Below are 25,111 nucleotides of genomic sequence, written 5' to 3' on the forward strand. Positions count from 1 at the left end.
ATCCTGTTGCCGGGTAAGCACCAATCACTTTCGCCCCTAATCGGCGAGCATAGTGTCGCGGGTCAGCCTGATCTTCTGCGCCGCCAATCCTCCAGCGCCGGATTCGCGTCAGGCTGCGTGGCGTCTTCGGCCAATTCCACGTCCAAACCTGGGCTGGCAGAGCCGAATGGTTTAGCCCGCATCGCCTCCAATGCCTGCAAATTTCTGAGAACTTGCGGGGTACGGGCCATCGTTGACGAAATTTCCCTCTGCAATTCCTGTACTTTGGCTTGATGCCGGGCGCCGAAATAGAAAGACACGATCACGCCCAGCAGCCACCACAATGGCTCTGGCACCAAAGCGATTCCCTGCATCCGGGCCGAAAACCAAATCGGATCCACCATTGCCGCAACAAAAAGCCCAAGCGTTCCAAGCGCCATTGCAGGCCGGGGCAGACGATTGAGACCGTCGATAAACCGGTCGAACGCGCTTTTTGCCGCTCCCTGAAATTCGGCCCCGAATTGGCTGACCGCCTGCTGGCGCACCATCAGATTCCGCTCGGCCCCATTTTCGGAATTTTCTCGAAACATTTCAGCGGTTTCACGGATGACATTCCTGTCACCACCAAACAAGAACGCCAGCACACCCGAGATCAATCCCACCCCGAAACCCTCCTTTTGAACTCCGCTTCGCTGAGATGATAGGACGGCGACACGAATTCCTCGGCCCGCCGTATCCAGCCACCTTTCCCGCCTGCCCTACTGCGCGCATACTTCCGGGAAGACGGCCTGCGATCCGCGAGGCGAAAATAGTAATTGCGCCGCGCGATCCCATAGGCGTCCCGAAACGTAACCGGGTCCGGCCTCGCAGCGCGTTCACACGCTTGAGCCGTCTGAGGGCCGACCACCCCATCAACAGCCACGTCGCAACCCATTTCCCGTAAAAGCAGCTGCAGAATACGGACGGCCTGAGCACCGGCATTGACATACATGTCGAAAACCGACGGCTGGATCGTCGAGGGCAGCAATCCCAGGCGCGGAAGCTCAAAGTAGTGGCGCACAAAGATATCGACTGCCTGGGTTTTGCTTAGATGTCGCACGTCCGTCTGATCAATTGAACCGTCACTTGACAGATCCAAACCCAGTCGCCGCATCGTGTGAACGGTCACGCCGTACTTGGTCGCGCCGCCCGGATCGTCCGGGTCATCAACAAACCCGCCTTCGCGCCCCACGATTTCAGTCGCAATTTGCCGAACCGTTTGCATCGCACCCTCCGCATGTGGTGTGCAAAGGCTCAGGCAAAATTCCTAATTTCGGGGAATCGAAAAGGGCGCTACATGCCTTTTGCACGCAACGCCCTGTTTCGATGTCGGATTTATTACTAGCTCAGCCTTCGTCGGCCTCTTGGTAAACGCCTTGCTCTTTCAGGGCGTCCACCACCTCTTTCGGCATATAGGTTTCATCGTGTTTCGCAAGAATTTCAGTGGCTTCAAAGACACCATTCACGTAAGAACCGGTGCCGACCATGCCCTGACTTTCTGAGAACAGGTCCGGCAATACACCGGTAAATGCGACAGGCACGCTTTCACCGCCATCGGTTACAACAAAATGCACAGTTTCACCTTGACCCCGAATGATCGAGCCCTCTTCGACAAGCCCGCCAATTCGGAACACCTCGGTCGGTTTGGGCGGCTCAGCGATCACCTGGCTGGGCGAGCGGAAAAAGTTGATGCCATCCCGCATCGCGTACCCAATCAACGTCGTGGACAACGCCAGAGCGACCGCTGCCAGCACAATGACCTGAATTCGACGACGTTTCTTGAGCGTTTTCATACCGTCCTCACGGGAATAGAGGGGCCATCATCAGCCCCTGGGTTTCATCTTCACCTAACATCAGGTTGGCGTTCTGCAAGGCTTGCCCGCTGCTACCTTTTGTCAGGTTATCCAGCGCGCCGATCACGATGGCGCGACCTTCGATCCGGTCGCCTACGACGCCAATATGACAGAAGTTCGACCCCCGCACATGATGGGTCGAGGGCGCTTCGCCGAACGGCAGCATCTGGATAAAAGGTTCGTTTTCATAGGCCTTGGCCAACGTTTCATACACGCTTGCCGGATCGCCCTTGACGTAAGTTGTCGCGAGGATACCCCGATTGGCGGGGATCAGGTGCGGCGTGAATTGCACGTGAACGGTCCGCCCGGCCAGTGCCGAAAATTCCTGATCGAATTCTCCCAGATGCCTATGGGTTCCGCCGATCGCATAGGCGTTGTAACCCTCGCTGAGTTCCGCGTGTAGCAGGTTTTCCTTTAGTGACCGCCCTGCTCCGGATACTGCGCATTTCAGGTCCAACACGATGTCGTCCAGGTCAATGACACCAGCCGAAATCAATGGGCGCAGCACGTACTGCCCAGTCGCCGCGTTGCAGCCCGTTCCGGCGACAAGCCGGGCAGTCCGGATTTCGTCACGGTAGAACTCGGTCAGGCCATAGACGGCCTCTTCCTGCTGCTCCAGTGCGGCATGCGGGTTGCCGTACCATTTCTCGTATTCTTCCGGGTCGCGCAGACGAAAGTCAGCAGATAGATCAATGATCTTCAGCGTCTTGGGAAGGTCCCGAATGACCTCCTGACTGGTCTTGTGCGGCAGGGCACAAAAACACAGATCGATCTGCGAGAAATCGATCTCGGAGATTTTGCACAGGTCCGGCAGGTCCATATGGCGCAGATGCGGAAAGACCTGTGCCATGGATTGGCCTGCTTTACGCTCGGCCGACAGCGCGACAATGTCCATGTTCGGGTGCTCGGCGATCAGCCGCACCAGTTCGGCGCCGGTGTAACCGGATGCGCCCAGAATTGCGATTTTGTGGGTCATGTCAGACCTCTTGCTTCAGTGTGTCACAGAGTACGACCGCCGATGTGACGGTCGTTGATTTACGGAATCAGATAGGCACGGTCCTTGACCTAAGTCAGGCCGCTTCGAACGAGATTTGTCGTCGGAGAAACTGGGTCGCGCGGTCGCTGACGAAATCCGGCTTTCCTGTGGTCAGAAAGCCCCCTAGCCCGTTGCCCTGCATATTCGGGTGCCGCTGCAGGTAATCGGCAAGACTTTCGGCCACCAGATCGCCCTGGCTGAACACCTGAACATCCGGGCCAAGCGCCTTTTGGAAGGTTTCGGCCATCAGCGGGTAATGCGTACAGCCAAGAATGGCCGCCTGCGGTTCCGGCATCTTGCGTTTCAGCGCGTCCACATGGGAACGCACCAACGCCTCGGCCAGAATCATGTCACCATCTTCGATGGCATCAACCACACCACCGCAGGCCTGCGCTTCAACATCCACGCCAATAGCCCGGAATGCGAGTTCACGCTGGAACGCCCTGCTGGAAACCGTCGCCGGCGTGGCGAAAAGGGCCACGTGCTTGACCGCAACCTCGCGCGGCGGGCTGTTGTCGCCCCATTGCCGTTCGGTCAGCGCCTCGATCAATGGCACGAATACACCGAGAACACGCTTGCCTTCAGGCACACCTTCTTCCTGCATACGCCGCAGAGCGGCCGCGCTGGCCGTGTTGCAGGCCAGAATCACCAGATCACAGCCCCGGTTCCAAAGGTCGTTCACTGCCTTACGCGTCAGGTCATAGATGTTCTCGGCGTCCCGCACCCCGTAAGGCGCGTGTGCGCTGTCCGCAAAGTACAGAAAATCCACGTCCGGCAGACGTTTCTGCGCGGCGTTCAGGACGGTCAGACCGCCCAATCCAGAATCAAAGATGCCTACTGCCATTTGCCCCTTCAGGCGCGATGCCGTTCCTCAAATTCATAGCCGTAGTCATAGGACTTCAACGGCTTTGGGGACAGCTCATACGTGGCTTTGCGCAGGAAATCCATCATCTTGCGCGTATCCTTGCCCAACGGGTCCAATACGTCGCGCCCGATCGGTTCGCCGATCACGACTTTCACCGGCGTATCGACCCGCTTTTTGAACTCTTTGATCAAAAGCCCCATGCGCAAAGTGTTGTGCATATGGCTGGCGATCTGGAACAGGCGCGACGTGTGGCCATCAAAGAAGACGGGCACGACCGTGGCATCCGACTTGGCCACCATACGAGCTGTGAAACCGCGCCAACCCGGGTCCATCGGATGCGAAAACGGCTTCAGCCCAGTGCTGACTGTGCCACCCGGGAAAATCCCGATGGCACCGCCCTCATCCAGATAGTTCAGCGCCGTCTTGCGCGTCTCTAGGTTCAGCTTCATCGCTTCCTTCGTCTCGTCAAACGAGATCGGCAGGATGATGCGGTTGATGTCCTCGGCCTTGCGAAACACCCGGTGCGCCAGAATACGAAAATCGCAGCGCGTTTCCGACAGCATGTGACCCATCATCAACCCGTCCAGAATTCCGTACGGGTGGTTCGCGATCAGAATCAGAGGGCCGGTTCGCGGGATGTTCGACAGCGACCCGCTAACGACATCCAGTGACAAACCATAGCGATCCACCATAACCGACCAGAAATCGCGGCCGTTAGCGACCTCTTTCTCGTACCCGTCCGCGCGCTTGATCAGGCGCATCCGACCCGTTGTGTTCTCCATCAGCTTTATGACCATGCGTCCGCTCTTGGTTTCGGCGGAATGAGCATAAGAGATGTCACGAGCGACATGGCGGCGCGAGGGCATTGAAGACTCCGGCTGTTGGCTACTGCTAGATAAGTGTACGTAACAATTTTGCCTAGTTATCGTGACAGCGTTGTGACGAATTATTCCGCCGCAGCCCGCATTTCCGGTCCGCCTTTACGGATGATTTCCAGCAATTCCTCTCGCTTTTTTGCGGCCTTAGCCTCGTTTTCGCGCAAAACCGGGCCAAATCCCCTGATTTCCAACGGCAAACTGGCCAATGCGACAACTGCATCGCGAGTTTCAGGTGCAATCAAAGGTGTTATCTCCTTGAGATCACGTTCATATTGCCGGATCAGAGCCCGTTCCATCCGTCGTTCTGCGCTGTATCCAAAGATGTCCAGAGGTGTTCCGCGCAGACCTTTCAATCTCGACAGAAGTTTCAGCGGGCCCAACATCCATTCGCCAAATGTGCGTTTGCGCGGACGACCATCGGCACCTTTGCCGCCCAGAATCGGCGGCGCGAGGTGGAAGGTCATCTTGAAATCGCCGTCAAACTCAGCCTCGGCCTTGTCACGGCTGCTCAGCAACAGACGCGCAACTTCGTACTCGTCCTTGTAGGACAGCAATTTGTGATACCCCTTGGCCACGGTTTCGCGGATTGAGGAATCTTCAAAGCTGTCGACAAGCTTGCGGTACCGTTTCGCCAACCGGGCACTTTGATAATCCGTCAGATGCTGCGCACGGAAGTTGATCAGTTGATCCAGTGTCTTGGGCAGTGCGGCCACTTTAGGGTTCAAGATATCACTGACATCACTGGGATGCAGAACCGCCCAGCGGCCAATGTCAAACGCGCGCTTATTGCGCTCAACGGCGGTTCCGTTCAGCTCAATCGCCTTAACTACGGCCTCATGGCTGATCGGAAGCAGGCCGCGTTGCCACGCCGCGCCAAAGACCATCATGTTTGAGTAGATCGAGTCGCCCATCACGGCGCGCGCAAGATCTGTGGCATCAAACAGAGACAGATCCTCTTTCAACCTCGCTTGCAGAGCCAGTTCCAGGCGATCGCCGGGAATTTGGAAGTTGGTGTCCCGCGTGAAATCACCTGTCACCGTTTCATGGCTGTTTACGACCGCGCCGGTCTGACCGGTGCGGGTTAGGCCAAGGGTCTTCGCCCCGGCCGACACGACAAGATCACCACCGATCAGCGCATGCGCTTCTCCGGTCGCGACGCGAATGGCGCTGATGTCTTCGGGTTTGTTCGCCAAACGACAGTGGATGTGAACCGCACCGCCCTTTTGAGCCAGCCCTGCCATCTCCATCATCCCGGCACCTTTGCCGTCGATCTGAGCGGCCTGCGCCAAGACAGCGCCCAGGGTCACAACTCCGGTTCCGCCTATGCCGGTGATTACCACGTTATGCGTGCCCGTGATCGTCGGCAGCGTTGGCATCGGCAGGTCCGGCAAATCAATCTCGGTGGTTGCCTCTTTCCGAATTTTGGCACCTTCCAACGTCACGAACGACGGGCAAAACCCATTCAGACAAGAGAAATCCTTGTTGCAGCTCGATTGGTCGATCGCGCGCTTTCGTCCCAGTTCCGTCTCCTTCGGCACAATCGAGACACAGTTCGACTGAACACCGCAATCCCCGCAGCCTTCGCAAATGTCCGAGTTGATAAATACCCGTTTGTCCGGATCCGGGAACGCACCGCGCTTGCGGCGACGACGCTTTTCCGCCGCGCAGGTCTGCACGTAAACGATGACCGAGACGCCCTCGATCTCGCGGAACTTCTTCTGTACGTTCATAAGCTCAGCGCGCTCAAAAGTCTCCACACCCATTGGCAAGGCCTTGAAGTTCAAGTCTTCCTTTTCGTCATAAACTAAAGCCACGTGCTGAACGCCCATGGCCCTGACCTCAGCCACGATCCGCTCCGCAGTCAAGTCGCCATCGTTGCCCTGCCCGCCGGTCATCGCCACTGCGTCGTTAAACAGGATCTTGTAAGTGACGTTGGTCCCCGCAGACAAAGCCGCCCGGATCGCTTGAACGCCCGAATGGTTATACGTACCGTCGCCAATGTTCTGGAACACGTGATTGGTCGTTGAAAACGGCGCTTCGCCGATCCAATTTGCTCCCTCACCGCCCATTTGAGTGGACCCGGTGGTCTCGCGGTCCATCCACTGCACCATGTAGTGACAGCCAATTCCCGCGTATGCACGGCTGCCTTCGGGTAGTTTAGTCGAGCTGTTATGGGGACACCCCGAGCAGAAGTAGGGCAACCGTGTTGCGATTTCTTCGGCATTGTCAGCCCGGCGGGCCTCGGACAGCTTGGCCATCCCGGCGCGGACACCGTCGGTATCGCGCCCTTCTTCGATCAGGATACCGCCCAGTTTTTCGGCGATCATGATTGGGTCAAGCGCACCCCGTGTCGGGAACAACTCTTCGCGGTGCAACGCTCCTGCACCGCCTTTGTACCATCCATAAACACGGCGACCGCGCCGATCGTCAAAGATGGTCTCTTTGACCTGAACCTCGATTAGTTTGCGCTTTTCCTCAATGATTACAATCAGGTCCAACCCCTCGGCCCAGTCGCGAAACCCCGCCATGTCCAGTGGGAACGTCTGTCCGATCTTGTAGGTGGTAATGCCCAGACGCTCAGCCTCGGCCTCGTCGATATTCAACAAAGACATGGCGTGGACCAGATCCAGCCAGTTCTTTCCCGCTGCCACGAACCCGATCTTGGCACCGGGCTTGCCCCAAACGCGCTGGTCCATCTTGTTGGCGCGCGAGAACGTCTCGGCTGCAAAGCGTTTGTAATCAATCACCCGCGCCTCTTGCAGGTGCGGCGTGTCGACCAACCGAATGTTCAGCCCGCCTTCGGGCATATCGAATTCTGGCATCACCAGATTCATACGGTCAGGGCGACCATCCACGACTGATGTGACCTCAATCGTGTCCTTCATCGTCTTCAGACCGACCCAGACCCCGGCAAACCGGCTGAGTGCGAAGCCGTAGATGCCGTAGTCCAATACCTCCTGAACACCTGCGGGGCTTACCACGGGCATGTACATATCGACCAAGGACCATTCGGACTGATGCAATACGGTCGAGCTTTCGCCCGTATGATCGTCACCCATAGCCATCAAGACGCCGCCATGCTTGGCCGTGCCCGCCATATTCGCGTGGCGCATCACGTCGCCGGAACGGTCAACGCCCGGGCCTTTGCCGTACCACAAACCGAATACGCCATCGAACTTTCCGTCCCCGCGCAGTCCTGCCTGCTGGCTGCCCCAAAGCGCCGTTGCGGCGAGGTCTTCGTTCAAGCCGAACTGAAAGGTGACATCGCTTTCGGCCAGTTGTTTTTGGGCGCGCATCATCTGCTGATCTACGGCACCAAGTGGTGAGCCGCGGTAACCGGTGACCAGCCCCGCAGTGTTCAGTCCCGCTTGTCTGTCGCGGGCCTTTTGCATCAGCATCAAACGCACCAGCGCCTGCGTCCCGTTCAGAAGAACGGGGTTCTTTTCCAGATCAAACCGGTCGTTTAGCGATATCTGTGGCTGACTCATCAGACGCCTCCCCTCGTCAGATCAGTGTGCTTCATTATTTCACATTTTAGGTCAAATAAGCTGACCTGTATAGCGCTTACCGCGCTGTTATCGTAACGTTTCAACAGCTTGATTGTAGAACTTGTTACCTATTTCATATAGGTCTTCGAAAGGATCACGAAAGTTGCGGCGATGGATTGGGACAAGCTAAGGATATTTCACGCGGTTGCCGACGCAGGCAGCCTGACACATGCGGGAGACAAGCTAAACCTGTCTCAATCGGCTGTCAGCCGACAGATACGAGCGCTTGAAGAATCGCTCGATTCTACCTTGTTCCACCGGCATGCACGCGGATTGATTCTTACGGAACAGGGGGAGCTTCTGTTCGATGCCACCTCGGCCATGTCCAAACGGCTGGACGCCGCTGCAGCGCGCATTCGGGACAGCGAAGAGGAAGTATTTGGTGTTCTGCGCGTCACAACGACCTTTGGCTTTGGCACCCTCTGGCTCGCCCCGCGCTTGCCGAAACTGTACGAGCAATACCCCGACCTCAACATCGACCTGATGCTGGAGGAACGTGTTCTGGACCTGCCCATGCGTGAGGCTGACGTCGCCATCCGCATGAAAGAGCCCAGCCAGGCCGATCTTGTGCGCAAACGCCTGATGACCGTGCAGATGCAGCTATACGCAACGCAGGGATACATTGAAGAACACGGCACTCCCGCCACGCCCGAAGAAATTTCAAAACACAGGTTGATCTGTCAGACTCCATCCGCTCCGCAGGTGGGTGCCAGCGCGATGATGGTCCGGCACCTGATGACCTTCAATCCCACCTCTTTGTTGACGGTCAACAACTACTTTGGCGTTTTGCAAGGCGTGCTGCACAATCTGGGTATCGGAGTGTTGCCGGATTACGTGACGCAAGACTTTCCGCATCTGGTTCCGATCCTGTCGGATATCGAAACGGCGGATGTCCCCGTCTACCTCGCCTACCCCGAGGAATTACGCCATTCAAAACGGGTCGCGGCGTTCAGGGACTTTGTTCAGGACGAGATCATTGCTCAGCGCAAGCAGTTGAAGCAGATGGGAAAACTATAGCTATGCGCAAATAGCATAGCGGGAATGATCTGCGATCAGTCTTAAAACCCTTGATAGTTCACAAACCGCCACCTAAATCGACATTCGAAGGCGGTGATGCTGAAACGCTCATCATCTTCATACCTCCCTGTTGGACTACGGCCGAGCTTAGTGCTCGGCCTTTTTTTTGCCTACTGCGCGGATTTATCGGCTCAGCGGGCGAAACATCTGGGAAAATCCGACACTTAAGCCTATGATCGCGAAAAAATGATCAAGACTAAAGGTCGAGGACAGATTCGATGTTTCACCCCATTCGCCTTTTTTTGGCGTTGATTTCCGCTGTTCTGCTATCAGGGCCCGTGCTTGCGCAGGTAACCAGCACCAGCAGTGCGCCTGCCCCTGTCAGTATTCCCGAGGATCTGACTCCCGAGCAAGTCGATGATCTGGTCGCGCGCATGTCCGACGACCAGGTCCGTGCAATCCTGCTGGAGCGTTTAGATGCCGTCGCGGAAAAACACGCCGCCGAGGCAGCGGATCGTGAGGATCCGATCACGGAACTCAACGAAATTTGGGCTGAAATGGTGGCGTCGTGGACCCACGTCGCGGTCACCGTACCGAACCTTTTCACAGCACAGGTCAAAGCGGTCGATAACTTTGTCGGCACATTTGGCTCAGTCGGCGCGCTTACGCTCCTGGGTTTGATCCTGAGTGTTCTGGTTGCGGGTTTCATCGCAGAAAAACTGTTCGGATTCCTCACGCGCAATTGGCTTAGCGGGGTTGAGGCCGCGGACGAAAATGATCTGTGGGGCGCGGTCAGGTACCTGTTCCGCCGCTTCTGTCGCGAAATCGCTGGGTTGGTCGTGTTTTACGTCGTCATCCGGGCGCTCGGACGCGGTCTTCTGACGCCAGAACAGCTCATCTATGCTGCGCCCTTCGTTTTCTATCTGATCTGGATTCCTCGATTGGGCGCAGCCGCATCGCGGTTCGTTCTGGCTCCGAACAAACCTCACTATCGGTTGGTGAATATTGACGATCATTGGGCGAAATACCTGCACCGAAATCTGATCGGTCTTCTGATCCTGATCGGCTTCACGCTGTTCATTATTCATTTCAACGAGCTGAACGGAATTACCCCCGGCGAAACGCGCATCGGCTTCTGGCTGAACGCAGCGACCCACATCTATATTGGCGTAATCGCCTGGAAAGCCCGTGAGGGACTTTCGCAGATGATGCTGGGCACAGACCCCGATCACACCAAATTCGACGAAGAAATCGCCCACTATTATCCCTATTTCGCCATCGGCGTATCGGCGGTTACCTGGTTGCTGGTCGAATTCCTTGTTGCGCAACGCAACCCGATTTACTTGCACATGCTGGTTCAGGGCGCTCATTTCAAAACCATGTTCTGGCTGCTGATCGCGCCTGCGCTGGACACACTGATACGCGGATTGGTTCGCCATCTGCAGCCGCCGATGCTTGGCGAAGGCCCCGTGGCTGAGCAAGCGTACAAATCGACCAAACGCAGCTATATCCGCATTGGCAGGGTTTTGGCGGGTATTCTGGTCATCCTGATGGTTGCCAGAGCCTGGGACCTTGATCTGAGGGAAATTGCCGGCGGCCGTGAAGAATCCGGCAGTCAGCTTATCCAGTTCTTCATCATCATCGCAGTCGGCTATATCCTGAACGAGGTCGTGTCGCTCTGGATCAACCGTCGTCTGGCGAAAGAACAGACAGCTGCCGAGCAAAGCCCGGATGAAGAAGCCGGAGAAGGCGGCGGGTCTGGCGGATCTCGTCTGGCGACAGTCTTGCCACTGTTGCGCGTCACAGCTCAGGTCGCGATTGCCGTCATCTTTATCCTTTTGGGTTTGGGCGCACTGGGCCTCGACATCACGCCGCTGCTGGCTGGTGCCGGTATTCTTGGTCTGGCCATCGGTTTTGGTGCTCAGAAGCTGGTCTCGGATATCGTTGGCGGTATTTTCTTCCTGATCGACGACGCGTTCCGCGTTGGCGAATACGTGGATGTCGGCGGCACCACCGGCACGGTCGAGAAAATCTCGATCCGCTCCATGCAGCTGCGTCACCACCGGGGTCCGGTTCACACCATTCCTTATGGTGAAATCCAGAAACTGACCAACTACAGCCGCGACTGGGTCATCATGAAGCTGAAGTTCACCGTGCCTTTCGACACCGATCCCAACAAGGTGAAGAAGATCTTCAAGAAGATTGGTGCCGAGATGATGGCCGACGAAACCCACAAAGACGGCTTCCTGCAGCCCTTCAAATCTCAGGGTGTGTTCGACTTCGACGATGTCGGCATGATCATCCGCGGCAAGTTCATGGCCAAGCCGGGCAAGCAGTTCACACTGCGCAAGGAAATCTTCAACCGCGTCAAGGCCGCCTTCAAGGAAAACGGCATCGACTTTGCCCGCCGCGAAGTACGTGTCGCCATCCCCGGGCTGGATGATGCAGAGCACGTGAGTGAAGAACAGAAAGCTGCAATAGGTGCAGCGGCAGGAGATGCCGTTGCGCAGCAAGCGCAGCAACAACAGGAAGTAAAGAAGTAACTTCCTTAAGCGAGCGGCCCCAATCGGGTCGCTCGCTTCGGTTTTGGAGTGACCATTGAAGAGGCCGATATGCTTCGCCCGGCAATCCGGACAGCCCTTTTGGCGTCGCTTGGGCTTTACCCGTGCAACGCTGATGCACAAGAGCCAAGCGGTGTCGTCGATGTGCAGACAGGTGGCCTAGGCGGGACAACCGACGACAACAATATCGGGTTCCGGAGCGGCTCTGTCATTGTGGCCCCAATTCCCTTTTCGAATCCCACCATCGGATCCGGTCTCATTCTGGGGGCCGGTTACCTGTTCACGATTGACCCAGAATCCGATCCTTCGGTCATTGGGATTGCCGGGTTGAAATCGGACAACGGAAGCACCGCCGGCGGCGCGTCCATCAACCTTGCCTTCGGTGGCAACAAGTGGATTATCAAAAGCCTGTACGCCCGGGCAGACGTCCGGTACGACCTGTTTACAGACGTCGGCGTTCTGCCAATCCAACAGGACGGCGACCTTGCAAGGTTAAGCGTGTCCTATGGCGTAACACCTGACCTGTCCTTTGGACTATCGCTTCGCTACTTCGACACGATGATCTCGCCAGAGTTTCCCGGCCTTCCGCCCATTCCTCCGCCATTCGATCAGTTTCTCGAAACAACATACGGCAATGTCGGCCTTGTGGCCGATTGGGACACGCGCGACGATACGATCTACCCGACCACAGGGTTCGACCTGCATATCGAAGCGTTTAATGGCTATTCTCTGAAGGGATTGCTTGACGATTATTCAAAGGCGTACTCGAATTACACGCATTATCTGAACCCAACAGAAAAAACGGTCGTAGCGGCGCGGCTATCCGTCTGCGGATCGTCATCCGGAACTCCGTTCTTCGAACAGTGCGGTCTGGGCACGGTGGACGCGTTCCGGGGATTCTCGGCGACCCAATTCCTTGATTTCTATTCCACGTCGCTCCAGATCGAAGCCCGCCAGCGTCTGACGAAACGTATCGGCATGGTAGCCTTTGCGGGCACCGGTCTGGTCGGATCAAGCTTTGGCGACCTTGGTGATGAGGGTACTCACTCCGCCTATGGCCTCGGTGCGCGCTATCGGGTGTCGAAGAAGTTCCCGCTGGATTTCTCGGTCGATGTCAGCCGCAACGACGAACAGGAAAACAACTTGTATATTTACGTCGGTCAGAGGTTCTGATCTCCCTGCGCCCTCTTGACCCTTCCCACCGGCGCGACCTTGCCGTAAAAGGCCCGCAATCTCGGCCACCCTGGACAAGGACAGACGATGCAAGAGCCCGCCATCACACCGGATCTGATTGCCGCACACGGGCTTAAGCCCGACGAATACGATATGATCCTCGAGATCATCGGGCGCGAGCCGACATTCACTGAACTCGGCATCTTCTCGGCCATGTGGAACGAGCACTGTTCCTACAAGTCTTCTAAGAAATGGCTGCGCACTCTACCCACTTCCGGCCCTCAGGTCATCTGCGGACCAGGCGAGAACGCCGGTGTTGTTGATATCGGAGATGGTCAGGCCGTGGTTTTCAAAATGGAAAGCCACAACCACCCGTCATACATCGAACCCTATCAGGGCGCGGCGACCGGCGTCGGCGGCATCCTACGCGACGTTTTCACCATGGGTGCGCGTCCTATCGCTTCCATGAACGCGCTGTCCTTCGGTGAACCTGGCCACCACAAGACCCGGCAATTGGTCAACGGTGTGGTCGAAGGCATCGGCGGCTACGGCAACTGTTTCGGTGTGCCTTGCGTCGGCGGCGAGGTACGGTTCCACCCAGCCTATAACGGCAACTGCCTTGTAAACGCATTCGCCGCAGGTTTGGCCGACAGCGACAAGATTTTCTATTCTGCAGCCTCGGGTGTCGGCATGCCCGTCGTCTACTTGGGCGCGAAAACCGGTCGTGACGGTGTTGGTGGCGCGACCATGGCTTCGGCCGAGTTCGATGACACCATCGAAGAAAAACGACCCACCGTTCAGGTTGGCGACCCCTTCACCGAGAAGCGCCTTATGGAAGCCACGCTGGAGTTGATGCAGACCGGCGCTGTAATCTCGATCCAGGATATGGGCGCGGCTGGCCTGACCTGTTCCGCCGTTGAGATGGGCGACAAAGGCGGTCTGGGCGTGCGTCTGGACCTGGAGAATGTTCCGCAACGCGAAGAGGACATGACCGCCTACGAGATGATGCTGTCCGAATCTCAGGAACGCATGCTCATGGTTCTCAAGCCTGAGCTTGAGGCCGAAGCCCGCGCTGTGTTCGAGAAATGGGATCTGGATTTCGCCATCGTCGGCGAAACTATTGCCGAGGACCGGTTCCTGATCGTCCACAATGGCGAGGTCAAAGCGGATCTGGTTCTGTCGAAACTGTCGTCGACCGCCCCCGAATACGACCGCCCATGGGTCGCGACGCCCGAGGCCGAAGAACTGGCCGAGGTCCCGCAGATCGACCCGATTGACGGCCTGCGCGCCCTACTCGCCTCGCCCAACTATGCAGGCAAGCAGTGGGTCTATGAGCAATATGACACCATGGTCATGGCCGACACCGCCCGCACACCCGGTCTTGGCGCCGGTATGGTGCGCGTGCACGGCACCGACAAGGCGCTGGCCTTCACCAGCGACGTGACACCGCGCTATGTCCGCGCAAACCCTGTTGAGGGCGGTAAGCAGGCAGTGGCCGAGGCTTATCGCAACCTGACCGCCGTCGGCGCCAAGCCGCTGGCTACCACCGACAACCTGAACTTCGGGAACCCTGAAAAGCCTGAGATCATGGGTCAGTTTGTCGGCGCAATTCAGGGCATTGGCGAGGCTGTCGCCGCACTGGATATGCCGATCGTGTCGGGCAACGTGTCGCTGTACAACGAGACCGACGGTCAGGCGATACTGCCCACACCGACCATTGGTGCCGTTGGTCTGCTGACGCACACAGACGAAATCATCGGCAATGAGGTCCGCGAAGGCCACGTTGCATTGGTAATCGGCGAGACCAATGGGCATCTGGGCCAGTCTGCCCTTCTGGCAGAGGTGTTCAACCGCGAAGACGGTGATGCACCGCATGTGGATCTGGACGCCGAAAAACGCAATGGCGACTTCATCCTTGCCAACCGTGAGATGATCAAGGCCTGCACCGATTTGGGTGATGGTGGCCTTGCGCTGGCAGCGTTCGAACTGGCGGAATCCGCAGGCGTCGGTGTTCACCTCGATGAAGCCTCGACAGAGTTCCTGTTCGGCGAGGATCAGGCCCGCTATCTGGTCGCCTGTAATTTTGATCAGGCCGAGGCCCTGATGATCGCTGCCGGTCAGGCTGGCGTTCCCCTTGTTTCAGTCGGCCGCTTCACCGGCGACAGTGTTCGGGTCGGAAGCTCCGAAGCCTCGCTTGAGGATCTGGCAGCCACATTCCGCACCAGCTTTGCTGAGGCCGTCGCCTAAGCATTGAGGTAGCTCTCAAACACGAGACCTGTGCCTGTTACGGCGCAGGTTTTGTCGTTTCTGGGCTGCGATCACACCCTTGCGCGCCCAGCCCGGGCGCTCTACATCTTGATAAAGACCTTCAGGAGTTACCTACATGCCGATGAGCGCCCACGAAATCGAACACCTGCTGCGCGAAGCCTTTCCGGATGCGGAAATTCAGGTCGGCGGGCATGACGGCGTACATATGTCCGCCATGGTCGTGGACGAGAGCTTTCGGGGGAAAAACCGGGTCCAGCAACAGCGCGCTGTCTACGCCGCGTTGAAGGGCAAGATGGACGGCCCGGATGGTGATCTGCACGCGCTGGCCTTGACGACGAAAGCTCCGGAGTAGTGGATGAGCCGATCGGATGGGTTCTGCTGCGTCTAATCTTTCTGATCTTTGATATTGGAAACTTCATAGCCACCTTGTTTTGTGATTTGCCAAAGCTGCTAAAATTCGGCCCCGGGTTTTGGCGCATCACAACGAAAATGAGGCGGCGCGAATACGAACGACGCCGAGGTTGAGTGACCCAAAATGAGCGGTTTACTATTCTGGATAGGTGTAATCGCAACATTGATAGTTGCCGCTGCTCTGATCGAAGCCTATGTGAAACGGAACAGAAAACGTATCCTTGCCGACATGCGTCCGGACCCGGACAAAATAAGCAAGGTTGGTGGCATAGAAAGATACGGGCTGGATCCGCTGGCCCTGGCGCAAGCCGAACACAGGCGGCTGGAGGAAGACGGATGGACCTCCACCCCGTCACAGAAGGAAACGACCACCGCGGATGCGGGTGAAGAGGACAAGCAAGATGAGCGACGTTAAAACTCAGATCGACGAAACCGTCAAAGCCAACGATGTGGTGCTGTATATGAAAGGCACCAAAGAGATGCCGCAATGTGGGTTCTCGTCCCGCGTCGCCGGTGTGTTGAACTATATGGGTGTAAACTATGCCGACGTGAATGTTCTCGCTGACGAAGAAGTCCGCCAGGGCATCAAGGACTACTCCGATTGGCCGACAGTGCCGCAGCTTTACGTAAAGGGTGAGTTCGTCGGTGGTTGTGACATCATCACCGAGATGACCCTGTCGGGTGAGTTGGACACGTTGTTTGACGAAAACGGCGTTGAGTACAGCAAAGAAGCCGCTGACAAGATCCGCGAAGCAAACGCCTGATCAGCGACTGGTACAGTTTTCCAGAACAACCTGCTCACTGGCGGCCCCTCCGGTCGCCAGAAAGCTGACCGTGGCGTCCCATCCTTTGGAACGTAAGATGTAAGACCCGGCGGTCCCTTGGGATTCATAACGGATGCCGGACCCGCTTGGCACCTGTTGCAGGGCAACCAGCTGGTTGTCCACCATCATGGCCGCTGCACCGGACCCGTCAGGGGCGTTGAAATACGCAACCTGCAAAGGAACGCCATTTTCGCAAGTGAATGTGACCGGCAGGATGTCCATTTCGGCCCACGCCAAGCCGCCCTGCAGAGTGATCAGTCCGGCAATGGCGCCCGTTTTCAACGCATTCATTTTGTAGATTTCTCCTCGATCACCGTCGCCAACGCCTCGGCACGTGCGGCCAGTTCGGCCAACGTATCGGTCACGGACGGTGGGACAACGGCAACTTCAATCCGCTCGGGTTCTGGTTCCGGCCTGTTGCGCAGGCTTTGCAGCTCTGCCTCAACCTCTGCCAGCTTGGCTTCGGCCACCTTGAGCCTGTCATCTGTTGCGGCGGTTTTGTCGGCCAGCATAAGCCCTGCCATCAACAACATCCGCGATTCCGGCATCCGGCCTATCTGATCAGACAAGACCTGCGCCTCATCATCCAGCATCTTCGCGGCAGTTGTCAGAAACTGCTCTTCGCCTTCCTGGCACGAGACATCAAAGCCGCGCCCACCGATATTAATGGTCAATTCGGGCATTACTCTACCTCTCCCTCAGCCAGCTTTGCCTTCGACAGCAACGGCTCCAGACGGGCCAGCACGGCCTGAGCTTCGGCGGCATCCGTCGCCTGCGCGGCCTTCGTCGCCTCAAGCTCGGCCACCGTGGCGCGGTTCAACAGCTCGGCATCCGGCAAGCCGTTTTCGCTGGCGGCTCGCAATTCGTCGACAGATTTGCGCAGCTGCTCGTTTGCCTTGCGCATACGTTGCAGGTCATCGTCCAACCGCGACATCGCGGCACCATGGCTGGCGCGTTCGGCGCGCAACATCTCAAGCTCGGCATTCAGATCGGCCACACGTTCGCTGTCGGCCAGTTCCGAGCGCAATTGCGCATTCTCAGTCTCAAGCGCCTGCGCCTTGCTTGCGACAGCTTTTAGTTCTTCGTTTTCCGATTTTAAAACAGCAAGTTCGCCCTGGTTTTCCAAGGCGGCTTTGGCCTCGGCCAACTCTGACCTGGCTGCTTCGACGGCCGCAAGTTTCGCGGTAGCCTCGGACAATTGCTGCCGCAACGCCCCGTTTTCCGGGTCTTCTACAGGCGCTGTTTTGAGGCTTTCCATGTCGGCGCGCATCGCGTCGACCTCTTGCTCGTGCCGTTCCTTAAGAGATATCAACCGTTCTTCGAGCTGTGCGTTGGCAACACGCTCATCATCCAGAGCCGCGCGAAGTGCGGTGTCTTCACCGCCACCAGCGGGTGCCGTGTCGCCCAAGGCGTCGACTCCGGTTCCGATCCTCTCCATCGCGGCAACGATACGGCGCTGTAATTCTTCGATCTGGCTCATGCCCCTGCCACCTCTTTACCAAGGTTCACTTTTTCGCGGGCCGTCCGAATCAACACAGCCCACGTCTTGGCCTAGTCTAACCGAATGGGACGGAAAATACCCACTGTTTGCTTTCAACCACTTGGAAAGCATTCTTGAACCACAAACGCAACGCAACCCCCGGTTCTGCTTGCACTTTGGGGGGCGGATGGTATTGAGCGCCTCATCTGCCTGTAATCCAAAGGAACAACGCCCGTGGACCTGACTGCGCTGCGCAATGCCAATCCTGAACACTGGGACAAAGCTGCGGCTATCCGCACCCTTACCCTTGACGCCGTTGCGGCCGCCAATTCCGGCCATTCCGGCATGCCGATGGGCATGGCCGATGTCGCGACCGTACTGTTCGAAAAGCACCTGAAATTCGACGCTTCGGCCCCGAACTGGCCCGACCGCGACCGCTTTATCCTGTCTGCCGGCCACGGCTCGATGCTCGTCTACTCGCTGTTGTATCTGACTGGACATGCGGATGTGACACTGGAAGAGATCAAGAACTTCCGTCAGTTGGGTGCGAAGACTGCCGGCCATCCCGAAAACTTCCTGGTCAACGGGATCGAGACCACAACCGGCCCGCTGGGCCAGGGCATCTCGAACGCTGTGGGCTTTGCCATGGCCGAGGAAATCCAACGCGCGCATTACGGCAAAAAGGTCGTGGATCACTATACCTATGTGATCGCGGGCGACGGTTGCCTGATGGAAGGCGTCAGCCAGGAGGCCATCACTCTGGCCGGCCGCCATGAGCTGAGCAAGCTGATCGTCTTCTGGGACAACAACAAAATCACCATCGACGGCACCGTAGACATTTCTGATCGCACCGACCAAGTGCGCCGTTTTGCGGCTTCGGGCTGGCATGTGATCGAAATCGATGGCCATGACCCCAAAGCCATCGACGCAGCAATCGTACAGGCGAAAGCGTCGAACAAACCGACCATGATCGCCTGCGACAGCCACATCGCGCTTGGTCACGCCGCACAGGATACCTCCAAGGGTCACGGCGCGCTGACCGATCAGGATCAACTGAAAGCCGCGAAAGAAGGTTATGGCTGGCCTCATGATGCGTTCGAAATCCCTGCCAACATCAAATCCGCATGGGAGGCCATCGGTACCCGTGGTGCCGCCGAACGTGCCGCGTGGGATGAGCGTTTCGCACAGCTGTCCGAGCGCAAGCAGGCCGAGTTCAACCGCGCTTACGCATTCGAAGCCCCAAAAAAGCTGGCCGGTGCGATCCGCGCGTTCAAAAAGCAGATTTCGGAAGATCAACCCAAGCTTGCTACGCGGGCGTCGTCCGAGAAGGTTCTGAACGTCGTGAACCCGATCATGACCGAAACCGTGGGCGGTTCGGCGGACCTGACCGGATCGAACAACACCAAATCGGCTGATATGGGCGTGTTCCTGCCGGAAAACCGCAAGGGCCGTTATATCCATTACGGAATCCGTGAACATGGTATGGCCGCCGCGATGAACGGCATGGCATTGCATGGCGGTATCCGCCCTTACGGCGGTACGTTCATGGCCTTTACAGACTACGCCCGCCCGTCCATGCGTCTGGCCGCGCTGATGAAGGTTCCCAGCGTGTTCGTGATGACCCACGACTCGATCGGTCTGGGCGAAGACGGTCCGACCCACCAGCCGGTGGAACATCTGGCGATCTCGCGCGCGACGCCGAACACCTATGTGTTCCGCCCCGCAGATTCCGTTGAGACGGCCGAGGCCTGGGAACTGGCGCTGACCTTCAAGGACAGCCCCTCGGTTCTGTCGCTGACCCGTCAGGGTGTTCCGACCGTTCGGACTCAGCACAAAACCAAAAACCTGACGGCCCAAGGCGCCTACGTTCTGGCCGAAGCTGAAAGCAAGCGTCAGGCCATCCTGATCGCCACCGGCTCTGAGGTTTCGCTGGCGATGGAAGCCAAGGCGATGCTCGAAGCCGAAGGCATCGGCACCCGTGTTGTCTCCATGCCTTGTATGGAGCTGTTCGCAGAACAGGACGAAGCCTATCGCAAGCGTGTTCTGCCTGCTGGTGCCGTGCGTGTCGGCATCGAGGCCGCCGTCCGCGCCGGAGGTTGGGACCGCTGGCTGCTGGGCGAACGCGGTCGTGAGGCAAAAGCAGGCTTCATCGGTATGTCCAGCTTTGGTGCGTCTGCTCCGGCAGGAGAGCTGTACAAGCACTTCGGCATCACCGCCGAAGCGACCGTTGCCAAAGTTAAGGACCTGCTGGGCTAAACCCGCAAATCACACACGACATCAATAACAAAAGCCCCGGTCCTAACCGGGGCTTTTTCGTCGGATGCAGCGGTTTCAGCCGAAAATGATCACCGATTGCATTCCGTCGATCACAAGTTCACCGTCCGTGTTCCAGATACGCATCACCTGCGAGCTGTAGCCATCGCGGCCCGCTGTCAGCTGGTTTTCCATCAACCACCATCCGTCACGGGTCTGAACGGACTCGGACAGCAGATTTATCATCCAGTTCATCGATGAATTGATTGTCGGCGCCTTCAACAGAGGGAAAACCATAGGCGGCAATACATCGGCCAGAGCGATTAAGCCCTCAAGCCTGTTCCACATCTTTGGATCCCGATGCCGAGCCCAGACACGGTTGTAGCCCTTGTCCGAACCGGCGAAGGGCAGCTGACCTTCGATCAACTGCAGTTCAAAGTTATCAAGAAACGGGATCGGTGCTTTGGTCAGACCCTGCGGCAGGTAGCTTGGCGTATCTTCCGGCGCTGGCGCGGTTTTCGCAGGGCATTCAACCGCAATTTTGCTCTGCTGCGGCGCACCAAAGGTAAACGTCCCGACGGCCCCTGTAGTTCCCCCCACCCGCGCGCGTGACAATAGCGTTGTGACATTGCGGCCCCGCCTTAGAACCTCAGCACTGACACTTGGGCCCTCGGTCACCGGGGCCGTAAAGTTGATCATGGCGGACCGCAGCGGCGGCAAATCTGGCTGCTGCGCGCGGGCCGCGTGCAGCAAAAGCGCGGCGGTAAACCCGCCAAAGCCCGTCCGACCCTGCATCCAGTTTGGCGGCAATGGATAATTCAGGTCGCCATCGACACGGTCAATTGAATCAAGCGTCTGGGACAGCGTAAGTTCGGACATGGCTTTCATATTCCTTCTGGTCACGCCGACCATAGAAAACAGGCGCGCACGGAACATCCGTGACCTGACGTCAGTGGTCAGTTGCTTTGCCCGATACAGACTTAATCAGCGGAGAAATAACCTTTGTCGCCAACGGAATCAGCACCATCCCCCAGGCCAACCCAAACACGCCGTCCATTGTGGCCTTGGACACCCATTCAACGACTCCGGTCCATTGTTCTGACACTGAATGGCCAATGGCATAGGCCCAGTCATGAATGTGATGGCCCAGCCAGCCGAATCCCAGCACCTCCATCCCGTGGATGATGATCGATCCTCCGACCCAAAGCATCGCAGCGGTCCCAACGATTGACAGGGTCTTCATTACGCCCGGCATCGCCTTGACAAGTCCTCGACCCAGCCCTCGTCCAACCGGCGTCGGCGCGTTCTGGGCCAGGTACAACCCGACATCATCCATTTTCACGATCAGGGCCACCGATCCGTAAACCGCAACCGTCACCCCTATCCCGACAACCGCAAGGGTCGCGGCTTGCATCCACAGGTTTGGCGCTTCGATCGCAGCCAGTGCGATTGTCATGATTTCAGCGGACAGGATAAAGTCGGTCTTGATCGCGCCCTTGACCTTTTGCTCTTCCAGATGACCGGGATCGCGTATCGCCATATCTTCCTCGATGGCATGGCTGCCATGCGGGAAAAGGACATGAAAAATCTTTTCGGCGCCCTCAAAACACAGGTAAGATCCGCCTATCATCAATAGTGGCGTTATCAGCCATGGCGCGAAGTTCGCCAGCAGCAGGGCAACCGGAAGCAACAGGATAATCTTGTTGAAAATGGACCCGCGCGCGATGCGCCAGATGATCGGAAGTTCCCGTGCAGGCGCGAATCCCTGAACGTATTTCGGGGTCACAGCCGCATCGTCGATGATCACGCCTGCGGTCTTTGCCCCCGCTTTGCCCGCAGCTGCGACCACATCATCCACGGAAGACGCCGCAACCTTTGCAATGCCCGCAACGTCATCCAATAGGGCCAATAGACCGCTCATGGTGCTTCCTTTCTTTTCACCTGCCGCAACAGGACCCTACCCGATCTCTGAGCTAGCGCAAGCGTTAGCGCAATCGCGTGAGGTTTGCGCTAACACCTTAAAAATATGCTGCTTTTGGTCTTTTGAGATTCAGAAATCGCGGCTATATGGCCTGCAAAGCAAGCGCATTTGGAGACGTCATATGACCATCAAGGTCGGTATCAATGGTTTTGGCCGCATTGGCCGCTGCACGTTGTCGCATATCGCGGCATCCGCCCGTAACGACATCGAAGTGATCAAGGTCAACGCAACCGGCCCGCTGGAAACCACGGCGCATCTGCTGAAATACGACAGCGTCCACGGCCGCTTTCCGCGCGACGTTGCCATCAACGGCAACACCATGGATCTGGGCCGCGGCCCGATGGAGATGTTCTCGACCTACGACATGAACGAACTGGACTGGGACGGCTGTGACGTCGTTCTGGAATGCACAGGCAAGTTCAATGATGGCCTGAAAGCCAACACGCATCTGGAGCGCGGCGCGCAAAAAGTTCTGCTGTCGGCGCCCGGTAAAAACGTCGACAAGACCATCGTTTATGGCGTGAACCACAACAGCCTCGTTGCCGAAGACAAAATGGTCTCGAACGGCTCGTGCACCACGAACTGCCTTGCTCCGCTTGCCAAGGTACTCGACGAAGGTATCGGCATCGAGCACGGCATCATGACCACGATCCACGCCTATACCGGAGATCAGCCGACTCTGGACCGCCGCCACAGCGATCTGTACCGCGCACGCGCGGCAGCCATGTCGATGATCCCGACCTCCACCGGCGCTGCAAAAGCTCTGGGAGAGGTCCTGCCCAACCTGAAGGGCCGTCTGGATGGCTCGGCCATCCGCGTGCCTACGCCGAACGTTTCGGCCGTGGATCTGACATTCCGCGCCGCGCGCGATGTGACAACTGAAGAAGTGAACGCCATCGTGCGGGAGGCCTCGCAGGGGTCGATGCAGCGCGTTCTGGGTTATGAGCCCGCCCCGCTGGTCTCGACCGATTTCAACCACACCGAAGAAAGCTCGATCTTCGCACCGGATCAGACCCGCGTCGTTGGTGACCGCATGGTCCGCGTGCTGGCGTGGTATGACAACGAATGGGCGTTCTCGGTCCGTATGGCCGACGTCGCGGTCGCCATGGGCCGCCTTAACTAAGACGCTTTTGAAATCTTGAACCTATTCGCCCGCTCAGGTTATCTGGGCGGGCGTTTTCGTCCGGGGCTCTTATGACCAATCAAATCGCCATCTGGCTTGCCCTGCTGATTCTGGGCTTGATCATTGTCAGCTATGCCCTTTTCGGCACCGATCAATTCGTGTTCCTCGGCAAGAAGCTCTACGCGTTTTTGGACTGGCTCGCTTTCTGGCGCTGACAGAGGTTTTGCTTGACATTTCTGTCTATCTGGCTTTGTTAGCGCTAACTTATTACAGCCGCATTTCGGACGGAGCAGGACATGACACTCAAGCTGGCAATAAACGGATTTGGTCGGATCGGACGCGGGATTCTGCGTGCGGTTATGGAAACCGGGCGCACGGATGTCGAAATTGTTGCGATCAACGACCTCGCCAAGCCCGAAATGAACGCGCATCTATTTGAATTCGACAGCGTACATGGCCGCTACGGCAAATCTGTAACGCTGTCAGATGCTGGCCTGGATGTCGGTGCCGGCCCAATTCGCCTGACCAGCGAGCGGGAACCCGAAAAGCTGGACTGGTCCGATATCGACGTCGTACTGGAATGCACCGGCGTGTTCCGTACCCGCGAAGCCGCGTCGCGCCATTTCGAAAACGGATCGAAAAAAGTACTGATCTCGGCCCCTGCCCGCGGCGATGGCGCGGTCAAAACCATCGTCTTCGGCGTCAACGATCAGGAACTGACGGCTGAAGATGTCGTCGTCTCCAACGCCTCGTGCACGACCAACTGCCTGGCCCCGGTCGCCGCCGCACTGGACGCAGGTCTTGGCATCGTGCACGGAAACATGACCACCGTACATGCTTACACCGCCAGCCAACCGGTCCACGACACGGCCGGAAAAGACCCTTACCTGTCGCGCGCTGCCGCCCTGTCGATGATACCGACCACGACTGGCGCCGCCTCGGCCGTCGGTCTTGTTCTTCCTCAATTGGCTGGCAAATTGACCGGCCAAGCCATTCGGGTGCCTACGCCGAACGTGTCCGTGGTTGACCTGGTCGCCGAAGTCTCTCGCCCGACAACCGAAGAGGAAGTGAACGCGCTGTTTGTTGACGCCGCAGCCAAAATCCCCGGCGTCCTGGCGGCCGAGAAGCGCCCGCTGATTTCGATCGACTTCAATCACGACTCCCACAGCTCGACCGTGTCGCTGCCCGAAACCAAAGTTACCGATGGCACGCTGGTTCGCGTGCTGGCCTGGTATGACAACGAATGGGGATTCTCGAACCGGATGCTGGATACGGCCGCAGCGATGGGCGCCCTAGCCTAACCGATCTTGCAAAGCAGCCTTGACGCGGGGCGTGACGAATTTCGAAACGTCCCCGTCCAACCGGGCGATTTCCTTGACCAGCTTTGATGCAATCGCCTGATGCCGCGCCTCAGCCATAAGGAATACGGTCTCAATCGAATCGTCCAGCGCCCGGTTCATACCAACCATCTGGAATTCATACTCGAAATCCGCAACCGCCCGCAGACCACGGACGATGATCTGAGCGCCCACGTCCCGGGCGCAATCGATTAGCAGGTTTTCAAAGGGATGCGCGACAATCTCGGTCCCAGTTTGCTCAGTCAGATGGGCACACTCAGCCTCGATCATGGCGACGCGCTCTTCCAACGAAAACAGAGGGCCTTTGTCGCGGTTAATGGCGACTCCGATGACCAGCTTATCCACCAGAGCTGAGGCGCGCCGGATGATATCGATGTGACCCAGGGTGATCGGGTCAAAAGTGCCGGGGTATAATCCAACCCTCATTGCGGCCTCCTGCGCAATAATATTTCTGCGCAAGCAAA

Annotated in this window: 24 protein-coding genes; 11 read left to right on the forward strand and 13 right to left on the reverse strand. The window is 57.6% G+C overall.

The features are described 5' to 3' along the window. Positions 1-62: 62 nt before the first annotated feature. The 7 genes from MHN28_RS01920 to MHN28_RS01950 all read right to left on the reverse strand — a co-directional run bounded on the left by MHN28_RS01920 (position 63) and on the right by MHN28_RS01950 (position 8,138). Positions 63-641, reverse strand: coding sequence for a holin family protein (locus tag MHN28_RS01920; RefSeq protein WP_239335368.1), 579 nt, complete (start codon positions 639-641; stop codon positions 63-65). Beyond that, on the reverse strand, positions 632-1,243 hold the full coding sequence (locus MHN28_RS01925) for a holin-associated N-acetylmuramidase (protein WP_239335370.1): 612 nt from the start codon (positions 1,241-1,243) through the stop codon (positions 632-634). Before MHN28_RS01925 ends, MHN28_RS01920 begins: the two co-directional genes overlap by 10 nt. Before the next feature lie 121 nt (positions 1,244-1,364). Beyond that, positions 1,365-1,811 carry a cytochrome c maturation protein CcmE gene (ccmE, locus tag MHN28_RS01930; RefSeq protein WP_239335372.1) on the reverse strand — a complete coding sequence of 149 codons (447 nt, stop codon included), beginning with the start codon at positions 1,809-1,811 and terminating at the stop codon, positions 1,365-1,367. Between the two features lie 7 nt (positions 1,812-1,818). Continuing rightward, the gene (gene argC, locus MHN28_RS01935) at positions 1,819-2,847 is read right to left on the reverse strand and encodes an N-acetyl-gamma-glutamyl-phosphate reductase (protein ID WP_239335374.1); all 1,029 of its coding nucleotides are present in this window, start codon (positions 2,845-2,847) and stop codon (positions 1,819-1,821) included. 94 nt (positions 2,848-2,941) lie between these two features. Next, the gene (gene murI / locus MHN28_RS01940) at positions 2,942-3,751 is read right to left on the reverse strand and encodes a glutamate racemase (RefSeq protein ID WP_239335376.1); all 810 of its coding nucleotides are present in this window, start codon (positions 3,749-3,751) and stop codon (positions 2,942-2,944) included. Positions 3,752-3,759: 8 nt separating this feature from the next. Next, complete coding sequence (locus tag MHN28_RS01945; protein WP_239335378.1) at positions 3,760-4,638, reverse strand: lysophospholipid acyltransferase family protein; 879 nt, start codon at positions 4,636-4,638, stop codon at positions 3,760-3,762. A gap of 80 nt (positions 4,639-4,718) precedes the next feature. Continuing rightward, positions 4,719-8,138, reverse strand: a complete 3,420-nt coding sequence (locus tag MHN28_RS01950) for an indolepyruvate ferredoxin oxidoreductase family protein (protein WP_239335380.1) — start codon at positions 8,136-8,138, stop codon at positions 4,719-4,721. Between the two features lie 171 nt (positions 8,139-8,309). Between MHN28_RS01950 and MHN28_RS01955 the strand changes: the two genes are divergently transcribed. The 7 genes from MHN28_RS01955 to grxD all read left to right on the forward strand — a co-directional run bounded on the left by MHN28_RS01955 (position 8,310) and on the right by grxD (position 16,392). Beyond that, on the forward strand, positions 8,310-9,215 hold the full coding sequence (locus MHN28_RS01955) for a LysR family transcriptional regulator (protein ID WP_239335382.1): 906 nt from the start codon (positions 8,310-8,312) through the stop codon (positions 9,213-9,215). Between the two features lie 278 nt (positions 9,216-9,493). Next, complete coding sequence (locus MHN28_RS01960; RefSeq protein WP_239335384.1) at positions 9,494-11,758, forward strand: mechanosensitive ion channel family protein; 2,265 nt, start codon at positions 9,494-9,496, stop codon at positions 11,756-11,758. Positions 11,759-11,827: 69 nt separating this feature from the next. Next, positions 11,828-12,949, forward strand: coding sequence for a hypothetical protein (locus tag MHN28_RS01965; protein ID WP_239335386.1), 1,122 nt, complete (start codon positions 11,828-11,830; stop codon positions 12,947-12,949). A gap of 87 nt (positions 12,950-13,036) precedes the next feature. Next, complete coding sequence (gene purL, locus MHN28_RS01970) at positions 13,037-15,196, forward strand: phosphoribosylformylglycinamidine synthase subunit PurL (RefSeq protein ID WP_239335388.1); 2,160 nt, start codon at positions 13,037-13,039, stop codon at positions 15,194-15,196. Positions 15,197-15,332: 136 nt separating this feature from the next. Continuing rightward, the gene (locus tag MHN28_RS01975; RefSeq protein WP_170324811.1) at positions 15,333-15,569 is read left to right on the forward strand and encodes a BolA/IbaG family iron-sulfur metabolism protein; all 237 of its coding nucleotides are present in this window, start codon (positions 15,333-15,335) and stop codon (positions 15,567-15,569) included. A gap of 183 nt (positions 15,570-15,752) precedes the next feature. Then, positions 15,753-16,043, forward strand: a complete 291-nt coding sequence (locus MHN28_RS01980; protein WP_239335390.1) for a hypothetical protein — start codon at positions 15,753-15,755, stop codon at positions 16,041-16,043. Further along, positions 16,030-16,392 carry a Grx4 family monothiol glutaredoxin gene (grxD, locus tag MHN28_RS01985; protein WP_239335392.1) on the forward strand — a complete coding sequence of 121 codons (363 nt, stop codon included), beginning with the start codon at positions 16,030-16,032 and terminating at the stop codon, positions 16,390-16,392. The genes MHN28_RS01980 and grxD overlap by 14 nt, the downstream gene beginning before the upstream one ends. Here the strand turns inward: grxD and MHN28_RS01990 are convergent, their stop codons facing one another. Genes MHN28_RS01990 through MHN28_RS02000 form a run of 3 tightly spaced genes read right to left on the reverse strand, consistent with a single transcriptional unit; the run spans position 16,393 to position 17,932 of the window. Further along, on the reverse strand, positions 16,393-16,743 hold the full coding sequence (locus tag MHN28_RS01990; RefSeq protein ID WP_239335394.1) for an MliC family protein: 351 nt from the start codon (positions 16,741-16,743) through the stop codon (positions 16,393-16,395). Continuing rightward, positions 16,740-17,135: a cell division protein ZapA gene (locus tag MHN28_RS01995; protein WP_239335396.1), complete on the reverse strand. Its 396-nt coding sequence runs from the start codon at positions 17,133-17,135 to the stop codon at positions 16,740-16,742. Before MHN28_RS01995 ends, MHN28_RS01990 begins: the two co-directional genes overlap by 4 nt. Beyond that, positions 17,135-17,932 carry a hypothetical protein gene (locus tag MHN28_RS02000; protein WP_239335398.1) on the reverse strand — a complete coding sequence of 266 codons (798 nt, stop codon included), beginning with the start codon at positions 17,930-17,932 and terminating at the stop codon, positions 17,135-17,137. The genes MHN28_RS01995 and MHN28_RS02000 overlap by 1 nt, the downstream gene beginning before the upstream one ends. Positions 17,933-18,166: 234 nt before the next feature. Between MHN28_RS02000 and tkt the strand changes: the two genes are divergently transcribed. Beyond that, positions 18,167-20,188 (forward strand): transketolase, encoded by a 2,022-nt coding sequence (tkt, locus tag MHN28_RS02005; RefSeq protein ID WP_239335400.1) that lies wholly within the window; start codon positions 18,167-18,169, stop codon positions 20,186-20,188. Positions 20,189-20,263: 75 nt separating this feature from the next. On the opposite strand, the gene MHN28_RS02010 is transcribed toward tkt, so the two are convergent. Then, entirely contained in the window at positions 20,264-21,064 is an 801-nt protein-coding gene (locus tag MHN28_RS02010) for a thioesterase family protein (RefSeq protein WP_239335402.1), read from the reverse strand. 70 nt (positions 21,065-21,134) lie between these two features. Beyond that, the gene (locus MHN28_RS02015; RefSeq protein WP_239335404.1) at positions 21,135-22,106 is read right to left on the reverse strand and encodes a DUF808 domain-containing protein; all 972 of its coding nucleotides are present in this window, start codon (positions 22,104-22,106) and stop codon (positions 21,135-21,137) included. 181 nt (positions 22,107-22,287) lie between these two features. On the opposite strand from MHN28_RS02015, the gene gap (MHN28_RS02020) reads away from it, so the two are divergent. From gap (MHN28_RS02020) to gap (MHN28_RS02030), 3 genes are all read left to right on the forward strand, one after another. Next, complete coding sequence (gap, locus tag MHN28_RS02020; RefSeq protein ID WP_239335405.1) at positions 22,288-23,289, forward strand: type I glyceraldehyde-3-phosphate dehydrogenase; 1,002 nt, start codon at positions 22,288-22,290, stop codon at positions 23,287-23,289. Between the two features lie 71 nt (positions 23,290-23,360). Then, entirely contained in the window at positions 23,361-23,504 is a 144-nt protein-coding gene (locus MHN28_RS02025; protein ID WP_239335406.1) for a hypothetical protein, read from the forward strand. Positions 23,505-23,585: 81 nt separating this feature from the next. Then, entirely contained in the window at positions 23,586-24,590 is a 1,005-nt protein-coding gene (gap, locus tag MHN28_RS02030; RefSeq protein ID WP_239335407.1) for a type I glyceraldehyde-3-phosphate dehydrogenase, read from the forward strand. On the opposite strand, the gene coaD is transcribed toward gap (MHN28_RS02030), so the two are convergent. Continuing rightward, a complete protein-coding gene (gene coaD / locus MHN28_RS02035) occupies positions 24,582-25,073 on the reverse strand; it encodes a pantetheine-phosphate adenylyltransferase (protein ID WP_239335408.1) in 492 nt (163 codons plus the stop codon). The genes gap (MHN28_RS02030) and coaD overlap by 9 nt on opposite strands. Positions 25,074-25,111 lie beyond the last annotated feature (38 nt).

It is taken from the genome of Ruegeria sp. Ofav3-42 (assembly GCF_022347725.1).
Classification (GTDB): Bacteria; Pseudomonadota; Alphaproteobacteria; order Rhodobacterales; family Rhodobacteraceae; genus Ruegeria.

Coding starts and splice junctions, on each gene's coding strand:
- purL (WP_239335388.1), top strand. CDS start 13,037: ATGCAAGAGCCCGCCATCACACCGGATCTGATTGCCGCACACGGGCTT.
- MHN28_RS01925 (WP_239335370.1), bottom strand. CDS start 1,243: ATGCAAACGGTTCGGCAAATTGCGACTGAAATCGTGGGGCGCGAAGGC.
- coaD (WP_239335408.1), bottom strand. CDS start 25,073: ATGAGGGTTGGATTATACCCCGGCACTTTTGACCCGATCACCCTGGGT.
- gap (WP_239335407.1), top strand. CDS start 23,586: ATGACACTCAAGCTGGCAATAAACGGATTTGGTCGGATCGGACGCGGG.
- argC (WP_239335374.1), bottom strand. CDS start 2,847: ATGACCCACAAAATCGCAATTCTGGGCGCATCCGGTTACACCGGCGCC.
- MHN28_RS01955 (WP_239335382.1), top strand. CDS start 8,310: ATGGATTGGGACAAGCTAAGGATATTTCACGCGGTTGCCGACGCAGGC.
- MHN28_RS01990 (WP_239335394.1), bottom strand. CDS start 16,743: ATGAATGCGTTGAAAACGGGCGCCATTGCCGGACTGATCACTCTGCAG.
- MHN28_RS01995 (WP_239335396.1), bottom strand. CDS start 17,135: ATGCCCGAATTGACCATTAATATCGGTGGGCGCGGCTTTGATGTCTCG.
- MHN28_RS01980 (WP_239335390.1), top strand. CDS start 15,753: ATGAGCGGTTTACTATTCTGGATAGGTGTAATCGCAACATTGATAGTT.
- murI (WP_239335376.1), bottom strand. CDS start 3,751: ATGGCAGTAGGCATCTTTGATTCTGGATTGGGCGGTCTGACCGTCCTG.
- MHN28_RS01975 (WP_170324811.1), top strand. CDS start 15,333: ATGCCGATGAGCGCCCACGAAATCGAACACCTGCTGCGCGAAGCCTTT.
- MHN28_RS01950 (WP_239335380.1), bottom strand. CDS start 8,138: ATGAGTCAGCCACAGATATCGCTAAACGACCGGTTTGATCTGGAAAAG.
- MHN28_RS02010 (WP_239335402.1), bottom strand. CDS start 21,064: ATGTCCGAACTTACGCTGTCCCAGACGCTTGATTCAATTGACCGTGTC.
- MHN28_RS02025 (WP_239335406.1), top strand. CDS start 23,361: ATGACCAATCAAATCGCCATCTGGCTTGCCCTGCTGATTCTGGGCTTG.
- MHN28_RS01960 (WP_239335384.1), top strand. CDS start 9,494: ATGTTTCACCCCATTCGCCTTTTTTTGGCGTTGATTTCCGCTGTTCTG.
- gap (WP_239335405.1), top strand. CDS start 22,288: ATGACCATCAAGGTCGGTATCAATGGTTTTGGCCGCATTGGCCGCTGC.
- grxD (WP_239335392.1), top strand. CDS start 16,030: ATGAGCGACGTTAAAACTCAGATCGACGAAACCGTCAAAGCCAACGAT.
- MHN28_RS02015 (WP_239335404.1), bottom strand. CDS start 22,106: ATGAGCGGTCTATTGGCCCTATTGGATGACGTTGCGGGCATTGCAAAG.
- ccmE (WP_239335372.1), bottom strand. CDS start 1,811: ATGAAAACGCTCAAGAAACGTCGTCGAATTCAGGTCATTGTGCTGGCA.
- MHN28_RS01965 (WP_239335386.1), top strand. CDS start 11,828: ATGCTTCGCCCGGCAATCCGGACAGCCCTTTTGGCGTCGCTTGGGCTT.
- MHN28_RS01945 (WP_239335378.1), bottom strand. CDS start 4,638: ATGCCCTCGCGCCGCCATGTCGCTCGTGACATCTCTTATGCTCATTCC.
- MHN28_RS02000 (WP_239335398.1), bottom strand. CDS start 17,932: ATGAGCCAGATCGAAGAATTACAGCGCCGTATCGTTGCCGCGATGGAG.